11 protein-coding genes are annotated in these 11934 nt (G+C 73.5%); all 11 read right to left on the bottom strand.

What is annotated here, in order from left to right; translation table 11 throughout:
• The 11 genes from ACI1MP_RS34710 to ACI1MP_RS34660 all read right to left on the bottom strand — a co-directional run bounded on the left by ACI1MP_RS34710 (position 1) and on the right by ACI1MP_RS34660 (position 11577).
• Positions 1 to 378 (bottom strand): hypothetical protein, encoded by a 378-nt coding sequence (locus ACI1MP_RS34710; protein ID WP_380333328.1) that lies wholly within the window; start codon positions 376 to 378, stop codon positions 1 to 3.
• Positions 378 to 2261, bottom strand: coding sequence for a hypothetical protein (locus tag ACI1MP_RS34705; protein WP_404870438.1), 1884 nt, complete (start codon positions 2259 to 2261; stop codon positions 378 to 380). Before ACI1MP_RS34705 ends, ACI1MP_RS34710 begins: the two co-directional genes overlap by 1 nt.
• On the bottom strand, positions 2252 to 2680 hold the full coding sequence (locus tag ACI1MP_RS34700; protein WP_380333330.1) for a hypothetical protein: 429 nt from the start codon (positions 2678 to 2680) through the stop codon (positions 2252 to 2254). The genes ACI1MP_RS34705 and ACI1MP_RS34700 overlap by 10 nt, the downstream gene beginning before the upstream one ends.
• Positions 2677 to 3174, bottom strand: coding sequence for a hypothetical protein (locus ACI1MP_RS34695; RefSeq protein WP_404870437.1), 498 nt, complete (start codon positions 3172 to 3174; stop codon positions 2677 to 2679). Before ACI1MP_RS34695 ends, ACI1MP_RS34700 begins: the two co-directional genes overlap by 4 nt.
• Before the next feature lie 19 nt (positions 3175 to 3193).
• Entirely contained in the window at positions 3194 to 6670 is a 3477-nt protein-coding gene (locus tag ACI1MP_RS34690) for a hypothetical protein (RefSeq protein ID WP_404870436.1), read from the bottom strand.
• Positions 6667 to 6906, bottom strand: a complete 240-nt coding sequence (locus ACI1MP_RS34685; RefSeq protein WP_380333333.1) for a hypothetical protein — start codon at positions 6904 to 6906, stop codon at positions 6667 to 6669. Before ACI1MP_RS34685 ends, ACI1MP_RS34690 begins: the two co-directional genes overlap by 4 nt.
• Positions 6907 to 6936: 30 nt before the next feature.
• The gene (locus ACI1MP_RS34680) at positions 6937 to 7185 is read right to left on the bottom strand and encodes a hypothetical protein (protein WP_404870435.1); all 249 of its coding nucleotides are present in this window, start codon (positions 7183 to 7185) and stop codon (positions 6937 to 6939) included.
• A 31-nt stretch (positions 7186 to 7216) separates the two neighbouring features.
• Positions 7217 to 7621, bottom strand: coding sequence for a hypothetical protein (locus ACI1MP_RS34675; protein ID WP_100586561.1), 405 nt, complete (start codon positions 7619 to 7621; stop codon positions 7217 to 7219).
• Positions 7622 to 7653: 32 nt separating this feature from the next.
• A complete protein-coding gene (locus ACI1MP_RS34670; RefSeq protein ID WP_380333335.1) occupies positions 7654 to 8991 on the bottom strand; it encodes a hypothetical protein in 1338 nt (445 codons plus the stop codon).
• Positions 8992 to 9139: 148 nt separating this feature from the next.
• Positions 9140 to 9943: a hypothetical protein gene (locus tag ACI1MP_RS34665; protein ID WP_380333336.1), complete on the bottom strand. Its 804-nt coding sequence runs from the start codon at positions 9941 to 9943 to the stop codon at positions 9140 to 9142.
• Positions 9944 to 10146: 203 nt separating this feature from the next.
• On the bottom strand, positions 10147 to 11577 hold the full coding sequence (locus ACI1MP_RS34660; RefSeq protein WP_380333337.1) for a DUF2252 domain-containing protein: 1431 nt from the start codon (positions 11575 to 11577) through the stop codon (positions 10147 to 10149).
• Positions 11578 to 11934 lie beyond the last annotated feature (357 nt).

Raw genomic sequence — 11934 nt, 5'->3', positions numbered from 1 at the left:
TCAGCTCGCCTCCAGGATCTGCTGGCCCGGGTCCGTGATCGTCCAGGCGCCCTTTCCGGTGCCGCTCACGGTGTCGCCGGTCGCGGCGTCGAGCAGCGCCGGCTGCCCGGCGACGGTGAGCTTCGTGGTGAGGCCCGCCGGCCGGGTGGGCGTGGTGACGCAGGGCTGCGGCTGCCCGTTCGGGAGGGCGGCGGGGCAGGGTGTGACCATGCCCGGGACGGGGGCGGCGGCGCTCCCGAAGGCGAACCCCGCCTCCGCGCCGGCCAGCAGGACGCCCGCCTTGCTCACGGTGAGCGCGGTGCTGCCCGGCCCGGGCAGTCGGCACGAACCGCCGTGCGCACAGGTGATGACTGCTCCTTCGACCAGGACGAATGACATCAGCCGATCGCCACCTTCCCTTGCTTCAGCGTCAGGCCGACTCCGCCGGCGCTGACGCTCGCCTGTTCCGCGGTCACGCTGAGTCGGGACTGCCCGACGGCAACCTGCACCTGGTCGGCGGAGACTGTGACGGAGGTCTGGCCGGCCGTCACCGTCACCTCCGCGCCGGCCGCGGCGGTGAGGTCGACGTCGCCGCCCGGGCCGATCCGCAGCGCCGTTCCGGAGGCGTGCGAGAGCTGGAACTCCTCGGCGTCGCCCTCGGCGGGCCGGTCCCCGACGGCGGAGCAGGCGGCGGCGCCGACCACCACCTTCAGCCCGGCCGCCTCGATCACCCGGCGGCCGTCCGCCGCGGTGAGGTCGTTGGCGCCCTTGCCGATCGGGCGCGGGTCCGGGCCGGGCGAGACCTCGGTGGGCAGGCACAGCCACCAGTCGCCGGCCTTCGCGGCCGGGCGGGCCATCGACGGCTCGTTGCTCCACAGGAACCCGCCGACCACCGTGTCGGCCCGGGAACCGCGGACGCCGTGCAGCAGCGCGCGCATGCCCGGGTACACGGGGACGCTCAGGCCGGTGTTGTACCAGGCGAACGGTGCCGCCAGCGGCTTGCCGTGCAGCACCGGACCGCCGGAGGCCACGGCGAGATCCACGCTCGGCGCGGCCGCCGGCGGGCCCGCGCCCTGCCCGTACCGGAGATCGGCGACCCGCCGGTCGGGCTCGGCGGCGGAGACCTCGCCGACGTCGACCGACGGCGAGACGGCGCGGGCGTCGCGGATGCGCTGCGAGATCGCCTCGACGACCGCGGTCGGGCTGCCCCGGCGGGCCGCCTCGGTGTTCCGCCGGTTCGCGCCGTCGCCCCCGCCGCCGGTGCCGAGGCCGATGCCGCCCGGTGCGGCGGTGAAGGAGGCCGCCCGGCCGGTGCAGACGTAGCCCTCGCGGGAGGAGGAGTGGGTCAGCTCGATGATCCGGTAGCCCCGCAGCGGGTTCTCGAACCCGGCCACGCCCGCCGCGACCAGCTGGCCGGTCCGCAGCTCCGGCGTGCCCAGCACGGTGAAGTCGAACGCCGCCACCGAGACGTCGTCGGGCAGGTCGCCCGCGACCCGCAGCGTGGCGGCGGTGGCGGCCCGGACCGGCCGGAACGACGCCAGCCGGGCGACCGTTCCGGTCGCGGGCGCGATCAGCGCGTCCTCGCCGGCCAGCGCCGACAGCGCGGCCGACGGGTCGGCCGGGACGGACGGGCCCGGCCCGCTCGGCGGGTGGGTGACGGCCGTGCCGAACTGCACGGTGCCGTCCTGCACCAGGAACTCCGCCCCGCAGTCCCGGGCCAGGTCCGACAGCAGCTCGAAGTCGTTGGGGCCGTCCAGGTTGAAGTCCTGCGGATCCCCGGCCGGGGAGGCGCCGGTCGCGAGGGTGCCGCCGCCGCGTTCGACGATGGCCTTGGCGGCGGCGGCCGGCGTGGTCTGCACGGAGTGGTAGTGCACGAGCCCGTCCCCGTCGGCCGTGCCGGTGGCCGTGAGCAGCCGGTGCGCGGCCTCCTCGTCGCCGGTCAGGCAGACGCCCAGCGGCGGGAACCGGGGCGAGACGCCGATCCCGGTCACCCGGCCCCGCAGCACGGCCTGCCGGGAGCCCGGCGCGTCCAGGTACCCGAGCGTGATCACTGTCGGGACGCCGCCGCCCGCCTCGCCGCGCTTTTCGTCCAGCGCGCCCGACAGCGCCCGGTGGGCGGCCAACGGCAGGGTGGCCAGCTCGACGGTGAAGCCGCCGGCCTGGCTGAGCGCGTGGTCCACGGTGATCGCCGCGTCGCTGAGGATGCCCGCCGACGTGGCGTCGTTGGACACCGTGAGGCCCAGCGTCGGGAACGCCACCCGGTACCAGAGGATCACGCCCATCGCTGCGCCACCCCGATCACGATCTCGGTGCCGTAGTGGCCGGGCCCGTTGAGGTTGCCCCGGGCCACCTTCGCGGTCAACAGGCGGATCGCCAACTGTCCTGCGGTGTGGACGAGTTCGGGTTCGACGACGAGCTTGCGCAGGAACACCGTGCGCGGCCCGGCCGCCCCCTGGCGGACCACCCGGAGCACCAGGTGGCCCGGCGGCGCCACCGCCGTGGGCGCCGGGGCGGGGGCCGCCAGGTCGTACAGCGTCTCCGGCGGGTCGGAATCGGGCGCGGCCAGCTCGGCGTACAGGCCGAAGTCGTAGACGGTGGCGCCGACCGGGCAGCTGAACGCCTGCGGAAGGCCCTCGTCGGGCTCCACCGGCAGCCGGTCGAACTCCAGGGCCGGGACGGTCGGAACGGCGGACGTGGTCACAGCTTGCCTCCCAGCTGGCGGCGGACGGGAACCATGTCGCTGACGGTGGGCACGGCCGCGATGCCGGCCGCGAGCAGCAGGTCGGCGGCCTCGCCGATCAGCGCGGACAGGCTGGACCGCGGGACCTGCTCCAGGGTGATGTTGGCGTCGATCGCGTCGCGCTTCTGGTTGGACTGGGTGAACCGCAGGCCGGTGATCTGCATGTCGAGGCTGATCGTCATCCCGCACACCACCGGGAGCCCGGCCAGGTTCATCCGCGGCGCGGTGGCCGGTGCCAGGGCCCGCGAGGTGAGCGCCAGCGCCTCCAGGCCCTTCTTCAGCAGCAGCCTGGTCCGGCCGACCAGCACCGCCTCGACCGTGATGGTCCTGGTGGTCGGGGAGACCAGCTGCGCCAGCCGGCTGCCGGCGATCCGGGCCACCTGGTAGCCCTCGTCGACGGTCAGGCTGGTGACCGTCAGCAGCGGCACCGGGCCGATCAGCACGGGGACGTTCAAGCCGGACAGCATGACGGGCCTACCTCTCCGGTTTCGGTACGGCGCGGCGGCGCAGCGGCGGCTGCTGGGCCGGGGCCTCGACGGGCTCGTCCGGCAGCGGCTCCGCCTCCGGATGGATCCGGGTCTGCGCGGGCTCCGGATGGATCCGGGTCCGCCCGGCCGGCGGCGCGTCCACGTCTGTCGGGGCTCGCAGCTGGGGCCCGGCGACCGGCCGGCGGTTCTTGACCCTGGTCCGGATCCAGGTCTGCATCTCCTCGATCAGCTCCGCCTCCAGGGCCTGCGACCTCGCGAGGTCCGCGGCATCGGGGTAGTAGTACCGGGCGTTCGGCCAGGTCGCGAAGGTGTGCTCGCCCTTGGACGCGTTGGCGGACGCGTCCATCAGGCGGAGGTTCTTCCGTCGGACGGCGAGGCTGTTCTGCTCGGCGGCGGTCAGCAGCTCGAAGCCCTCCATCCGGGTGATCCGGCTCAGCGAGACGACGTGGTCCACCTCCAGCCGGCCGGAGGAGACGCCCAGCGTGCCGACCTGATCGACCTCGCCCGAGGCGACGACCTCGGCCCGCTCCAGGGACGCGTTGAAGACCTGCCGCATCCGGACCAGCGGATCCACCCGGAGGGCGATCACGACCTCCTCGGCCTCCGCCATCGCGCGGTGCGCCCCGGCGATCTCGCCCGTCCCGGCGTCCCGCTCCCGCACGCCGCCCGGGCGCGTCACGAACTCGCCGGAGAGTTTGTCGAGTTCCGCCCTGATCTGCTCGATCCGGGCGTCGTCCCGAGCCCCCGCCGGGGTCTTCGGTCCGGCCCGCAGCTCCCGCAGCAACGCGTCCCGTTCCGCGTACAGCGCCCGCAGGCGCTCGCTCGCCTCGGCCAGCGCCTTCCCGGCCCGGAGCTGCTCCGGGGTCGGCGGGCGCCAGGCGCGCAGCTCGGCCACGATCTCCTCGAACACCGCCGCCGACCGCTCCGCGGCGAGCCGGTCGACGTACCGCATCGCCACGGCGTCGTCGATGCCGCGCTCCTCGGCGATCCGGACGATCTCCTTCACCCGGGCGTACGCGGTGGTGATCGCCTCCTGCTCCGTCGGGCTCAACCGCGTGATGTCACCGAGGAGTTCGGCGATCCGCGCCTCGCCGCGCAGGGCTTCGACGGAGGCCCTGCGCCCCTTGGCGAAGTAGTACATCGCCTCCATCGGCCCGGTCGGGTCGACCAGGAAACCGCCGTGGAGCCGGCCGGCGAACTCGCCCAGGACGCGCTTGAGGCCCTGCTCCGCCGCGGCCCGCGCCGTCAGCACCTCCGCGAGCCTCGGCTCCAGGCCCTCGACCTCGTCGATCTTCGTGAGCAGGTCCCGGTAGCGGGCCGTCGCCGTCGCGGCGTCCGTCGCCTCGCCGAACTCGTGCAACTCGTTCCGGAGCGAGAACAGGCCCTTGGCGTTCGCCCCCCGCTTCAGCAGGGCGACCGCGGACACGTGGAGCTCCAGGGCCACCGAGGCCACGGCGAGGGCGACCCAGAGCAGCGAGGGCTCGTTCGCGATGAACCTCAGGTCGTACTCGGCGGACGCCTCCTGGTACTCCTCGATCGCCCGTACCGCCTGGGCGGTGGTGATCGCGAGGTTCGCCAGCACGGCGGCGGCGGCGACCCAGCCGCCGACCGGCACCAGTGCCGCGAGCAGCAGCGTGATGGCGACGACGGCGGCCTCGGTGAACACGTGGAATCTGGCGATGGCCTCGATGTGGTCGTCGACGATCCAGGCGTAGACCGTCCCGTCCTTGACGCCCAGGCTGCGCTTCGTCGCTTCCACGAGGCCCGGCTGGCTGAAGACGCGTTCGGGATCCTGCGCCAGCTCCTGCCGGACGGTCTCCCCGTCGGCCTGCCGCCGGTCCGCGACCTCCAGCAGGTAGGCCCGGGCGGCGTCCGCGTCGAGGTGGGAGAGCTTCGCGCGGTCGGTGCCCCGGCCCAGCCGCTCGGGGTCGACCAGCAGGTCGTGTTCGGCGGCGATCGCGGTCTCCCGGTCGGCCCGGGCGCGCAACTCGGCGGCCTCGATCCGGTTCAGGCCCTCCTTCGAGACGTAATCGCCGAGGGCAGGGTTGTATTCGACCTCGCCCTCCAGATGGACGGCCCGGGCGTACTCGCCGGGGGCGGACGTCCGCGCGATCGCGGCGACCATCGCCTCGACGTACCCGGGGGTGCGCAGCCTGCGCCGCTCCTCCTGGAGCTGGTGGTCGATGTGGGCGAGGACGTCGAGCGCGATCCGCACCGCCTCGGCGCGGAACTGCCTCAGATAGGCGTTCACCGAGGCCTCGAACGCCTCCTCGGAGAGGCCGGACCGGGTGAGCGCCTCGGCGAGGCGCCGGTGGGCCTCCATCTGCTCGTCGGAGGGCGGCGAGGGGTGCTCGGCCATGCCGAGGGCCTGCTGTTCGTCGAGGTTCTTCGAGGTCCGCCACAGCAGGTAGAGCTCCTCCCGGCCGAACAGCGAGGCCGCCGCCGCCTCGGTCCGGGCGGTCTCGGCCGCGCGGGCGTGCTCGTCCGCCAGGAACCGGTCGACCGAGGCGTCCAGCTCCGCCCAGCTCCCCGGCTCGGCGGTGACGGCGTCCAGGTAGGCGGCGCGCTGCTCCGGCGTCATCGCGGCGAGCCTGCGCCCCAGCCGCACGGCCGCGGTGAGGTCCGGCACGGACAGCGGCCGGGCGTCCACCAGGAGGGCCCGCCGGACGTCCTCGGGCAGGTCCGCGACTTCCCGGCGCAGATGCTCCTCGACGACATCCGCCTGCACCCCGCGCCGACGGGCCGCCGCCTCCGGGCCGGTGCCGGCCTTCGTGCCCGGCGGCAGGCCCATCGCCTGCCGGAGCCGCTCCTCCGTCTCCGCCTCGATCCGCTCCCGCTCGGCCTCGGGCAGCAGCGCCGTCTCGGTCTCGGTGGCGTCGGTGACGGTCAGGTCGAGGTAGCGGCGGTCGGCGTCCTGCTTGGTGACGGACCGCCCGCGCTTGTCCGTCCAGTGCCACCAGGCCAGCCGCCGTTCCACCTCCTGCGGGTCCGTGATCCGGTAGTACTGGCGGACGAACTCGCGCAGCAGGTCGTCCTGGTCCATCTCGTGGTCCACCCGCACCCGGAACCGCAGCCGGGTGGGCCCGCGCACCGCACCCGCCGACGTCCGGCGCTTCGCACCGGACCCGGCCCGGTCGGCGGTCCGCTCCCGCCGCGGCAGCCGGTCGGGCGGCGGCGGGGGAGCGGCGGTCTCCGTGCCCTGGTCCGCCGCCGACTCCGACAGCGAGAACGCCAGCAGCGGGCCGCCGCCGGCCGGCGGGCCGGCCATCGGCGCGGGCGGCGCGGGCGGTGCGGGGGCTGCGGCGGCCGGCAGGTCCGCGCCGGCCAGTGCCCGGCCGACCGCCTCCAGCAGGACCTGCTCCACCTCCCGCGCCACGTCCGGGGGCAGCTGCGCCGGACCGGCGTCGAAGACCACCGCCTCCGGGGGGTGGACCCGGACCCGCCGCAGCTCGGCGCCGCTCATGACTCCTGCTCCCACTGCGGCAGCCGGCCCGCCAGTTCGGGCTGCTCCTCGGGCTCCGGCTGCGCCGGCTCGCACGGCGGGCGGTTCACCCGGTTCGCCGCCAGCAGCTCCCCGGCCTGGCGGAGCCGGGCGGCGAGCGCCTCCTCGACCGCCCGGCCGAGCTCGGCCAGCCGGTCCGGCGACGGCGTGCCGACGACCGTCACGGTGATCGGGAACTCCCACTCGATCCGGGGCATGCGCTCGGCTCTCCTTCGTCCCCGGAGGGCTCAACTCAGCGCCCGGTAGAGGGCGTCGTAGACGGTGTCGGCCGCGACTGCTCCGGTCGTCCGGCCGGTGCCGCCGGCCAGTACCACGTGGATCGGGAAGACGTAGTGGATGTCGGCGCCCCCGGTCGCCTCGTCCGGTCCGGCTGCTCCGGCCGCTCCGGCCGCTCCGGCCGCCTCGATCGCTCCGGGCGGCGCGGCGGCCTGCCCGCCGTCCGGTTCGGGCACGGCGTTCTGGTACCCGTCCGACATGGGATCCTCCTTCCGTGCGACTGACGGCCGGTCAGCCCGGCAGGGCCGGAACGGCTTGCAGGCAGACGCAGTTGAACGTGGTGGTGGGCACGCCGTCGATCACGATGGTGGTGGCGACCGAGGTGATGTAGCAGTCGTTGAAGGCGATGCTGTTGAAGGTCCAGTCGTTCCCCTTGGCCTCCTGCACGGCGATGGTGAACGCGGTGCTGTTCAGCGCCATCGTGGTGAGGGTCGCCACCGCCGTGCCGATCGCCTTGACCGCCATGGTGAAGGTGAACGCCTGCGGCTGGACGATGTGCGCGACGTTGTCCGCCTCCAGCGAATGCAGCGGCTGGACGGGCACGTTGAAGGTCGGGTTGAACGAGTCGATCGGCGTCACCGCGACGCCGTTCAGCATCACCGTCAGCCGGGTGTCCCATTTCAGGGCGTCGGGCATGGTGTCTCACTCCTTCTGGTGTTCCTGCTCGCTCAGCCCTTGAGCACGAGGTCGATCGTCAGCCGGTGGATCGCTCCCGCGTAGACCACCTCGACGCTCATGTCGACGGACCGGTTCGCCCGGGCGGTGCTGATCTCCTCCGCCTCGACGGGGATGAGGTCCGCCGTGTCCTTGTCCAGCAGTGTCAGCAGCGGGATGACCACGCCGAATCCGTCGATGACCTGCCGCGCCACCAGCGGCGACAGCACCGCCTGCACGACCGTCTCGACGGTGCGGAGCCCGACCCGGGACAGGCGCACGTTGCCGAGCGCCGGGATCAGGGCGGCCTTGATCCGGAAGTTGATGTCGTCGAGGACGCGGACGATGTCGACGTACTTCTTGTCGTGGCTCCAGTCCGAGGTGTAGCCCTCGCCGAGGTACAGGGCCTGGCCCGGCAGCAGCACCGGCTTGGTGATCCAGTTGACCCCGACCTGGTTGAAGGCGTCGATCTCGTTGTCCGAGAACACGTCGGGCATCGCGACGCTGATCGGCTTGAGCAGCAGCGAGATGTGCGGCTCGCAGCCGGCGATGACGCCGGCCAGTGCCGCGGCGACGTCGTCCGGAGACTTGTGGGCGATCAGCACCATCCGCTCGTCGATGAGCGGCGGGACGACGAGGGTGGCCAGCTCGTCGGTGGTCACGCCCTGATCGAGCATGGCCACGCCGATCCGCTCCTTGCCGTCGCCGAGATCGGCCGTCACGTGGTTCTTCAGCTTCGTGAGGGCGTCCGTGTTGTCCGAGCTGTTCGAGGCGAGCGGGGTGCGGGCGAGCAGCACGATCTGGACGTCGAGCTTGTCGACCTCGGTCAGGCCGTCCTCCCACTTGGGGGAGTCCGGCGCCAGCGGGACGCCCCAGACCACGGTCGGGGGCGGGGTCTGCGCGAACGCCGTGCGGATCGCCGTCGCCAGGTCGCTGTCGCTCTCCTGGGTGACTTTCGTTCCGACGCTGTAAGCGGCGCTCAGCTCGCTGTCCAGGGTGAGATCGAAAGTGGCAGCGGCCCCCGTGGACGGCGTGCTCACGGCGGTCACCGTGTGGACCTCCGACTGGACGTGGCCGGCCTGCGTGGCGTCGGTGAACCGCACCAGCACCGGTGCCGGAACCTTCGCTGCCACGGTGGCCTTTTTGTCTCCCTTGGTCGCCTGCGCCGTCAAGGTGGTCCCGCCGAGGGACTTGAGCTTCTCCGCGGCCGAGACCGGCGAGGTGAACCGCACCGGGTCCGTGGTCGGCGTACCGAATCCGGCCCGGCCGACGATGGCGATGTTGCCGAACGCCCGCACCGCCGGTGCGAACAGTTCGCTGCGGGGGTTGACCGTGATGTATTTGACCGGCATCGACCGCTCCCTACGTGATGCGGTGACGGCACGTCGGTCCGGGCCGATCCGGTGCCGGACGACGACTCGCCCGGGGCGGTCCCGGCTGACGGGCTTCGAAGGTGGTCTGCAGCTTTCGGCTCTTCAGGTGTCAGGGGCGCCCTCTCGCTCAGGTCGTGGTCTCGAATGCGGCTACGAAGCCGTCCGTGGCCAGCAGGTCGGTCACCTGCTGCTCCAGGCCGGCGGGTTCGGGGTTCGGAAACGTCGCCGCCCGGGGGAAGATCGCCAGCCATGCGCCGGCGGCCAGCACCGCCCCGCCGTCGTACTCGTCGGGGTGCGGGCGGGACTCGTCCAGCGCCTGCCGGCTCTGCACCAGGCGGCGCAGCGCACCGGCGAGGTCGGTCAGGTCGGGGAAGACCAGCGCCGAGATGCGCAGTCGGAAGCCACGGCCGGGCGCGGCGGGGTCGAACGGCGGGGGCTGCGCGTAGTGCAGCCGGTACAGCCGGGGGAACTCCGCCTGGAGTTCCTGGTAGTCGGCCACGTGGGCACGGCGCATCAGGTCGGCGAGGTCGAGGAAGGCGAACCGGGCGGCGAACTCCTGCTGGGAGAGCCCGGTGAGGTCCTCGGAGGCGAGGGCGTCCAGCGCGCCACTGGTCAGCGCGACCTGGGCGGTGACCCGGGTGTCCAGCGCGACGTCGATCCAGAGCGGCGGGCCGGTGCGAGGGACCTCCAGGACGGCCCGCGCCTGGGCGGTGTCGGGCAGCAGCTTCTCCCAGTTCGCCCGTACCGTCAGCGGGTCGTCGAGCGGAACCTGGAACTGCGTCGTCAGGACGCGGGGGGCCTCCAGGACCCGCACTTCCAGGGTGCTGGGCTCGTACACGGACGCCAGCAGCGAGCGCAGCCGGTTCTTGTCGGGGTCGTCGGCGGGTACCAGCAGGTCCTGGATCCGGGCCGGATCCAGATATCGGATCATCAGCTGATCGCAGAATGTGTTCATGCCAAATCCCGCGTGCGTCGCGCACTGTGCATGGTGAATCGCGCGGACCGTCCGTCACGAAGCGCACGAGGGGTGTCGCTTCGGACCGGACGCTCGGTTCACGGCCACCCTACGCCGCCCCTTTTCGACCGAACAGCCCTGACGGTCAGTGGCTCCGGGCCCGGCGTCCGGTCCGGGCGCTAATGCTCCGGCAGCTCCTGGGCGGGCAGCCGACCGGCCCGGACGGCGTCGACCAGTGCCCGGTGGTCGCGTTCGTTCCGGTCGGCGTACGCCTCGGCGAACGGCACCAGGGCGCGGTCGAACGCGTCGCCGTTGCCCAGGTAGGCGGCGATGGCGATCCGGTCGCCGGAGCGGGCGTGGGCGCGGGCCAGGGTGAAGCCGCAGATCTCGCCGAACGCCTTCATGCCGGCCGGCAGCAGGTCCTCGGCGACCACGATGCCCTTCCAGTCGCGCAGTTGGCGGACGTAGAAGTCGCGGCGCTTGCCGTCGATGCCCAGCGCCCGTTCCCAGCCCAGGAAGATGTCGCTGGCGGCCTGCATCAGCCGCTGGCCGGAGACCACCCGTTCGCCCTGGTTGTCGTACTCGCCGGAGCCGAGGTGGGCGGCCAGGACGGACTGGTCGGCCTCCTTGGCCTGGAGGAACAGCGGGTCGCGGCCGTCGCGGCCGAGCAGCAGGAAGATCCAGCAGCGGGTGCCGACACTGCCGACGCCGACCACCTTGCGGGCCACGTCGACCAGCCGGTAGTCGGCCAGCAGGGTGCGCCGGTCGGACGCGAGGGTGCGGCCGTAGCGTTCGATCATGCCGTGGAACTCCCGCTCCAGCGCGGCGCGTTCGATCTCCGGCAGCAGTTCGTCGATGGGCACCAGCAGCGGCGGGTCGGGGGCGATCCGCACCTCGCCGTCGATCACCCGGGTGAGCTTGTCGAAGACCTGGAGGCTGTCGCGGGTACGCGCCTTCGCCATGCTGCGGTCCAGCGCCTTCCGGCCGCGCTTCCGGAGGTGTTCGGTGGCCAGCGTCCGGAGCTGGTCGGCGTCCATCCGGCTGTACCAGACGTCGAGGTTGCGCATGCCGGCGAAGCGGATCATCGACTCGCGGTAGGCGCGGACGGTCGCCCGTACGATGCCGGCCCGCACTCCGTCGTCGAAGTCGTTGGCGCGTCCGGCGATCACCAGGCTGGCCGCCAGCCGCTTGACGTCCCACTCCCAGGGGCCGGGCAGCGTCTCGTCGAAGTCGTTGATGTCGAACAGCAGTTGACGCTCCGGCGAGGCCAGCAGCCGGAAGTTCAGCAGGTGGGCGTCACCGCACAGCTGGGCCCGGATGCCGGAGTCGGGCGAGCCGGCCAGGTCCGAGGCCATGATCGCGGCGGCGCCCCGGTAGAACCGGAACGGCGACTCCGTCATCCGGCCGTACCGGATCGGCACCAGCTCGGGCACTCGGGTCGCCGACTGCGCCTGAAGGATCTTCAGCGGGTCCGGACGGTTCTTCCCGGGCCGGAACTCCGCGTGGCTCGAACGCGGGGCACGGCGCCGGGCCGCCCGTCCGAGCGCCGCCCGCTCCTCGGGCGTCGCGCCCGGCACGGCCCGGATCGCCGTGGTCGACTCCTGTGCCATCAGAGGCCTCCTCGCGGTTCTTGCGGCCGCCGGTTCTCGGCGCCCGGCGGGCGCCCACCCCCGATCATCTCGGCACCGGCCGGATCCGGCCTGTCGGAGCGGTGCGGCTGTGTCGGTCGCGCCCGGTGCTCGGCGGCCCGCGACGAAGGGGACGCGACCGACAGCGCGCCGCCGAGGGCACCGAGGGCGACGGGCCGCCCGGTCCGCGCGAGTCGGGCCCGGACGGGGCGAGCCGGCCGGCGCTCGCGCGGTTCCGCAACCGTTCGGCGGGCGGCCGGGCGGTGACTCACCGTGCCGAGCGCCGCCGGCGGGCGGTTCGGACATTGCGTGCCACCCGGGCCACCCGCCCGTCCGGCC

Source organism: Kitasatospora griseola (genome assembly GCF_044999035.1).
In the GTDB taxonomy this organism is placed as follows: domain Bacteria; phylum Actinomycetota; class Actinomycetes; order Streptomycetales; family Streptomycetaceae; genus Kitasatospora; species Kitasatospora griseola.
The sequence above is the reverse complement of the archived record's forward strand: the minus strand, read 5'-3'. Positions and strand labels throughout refer to the sequence as shown.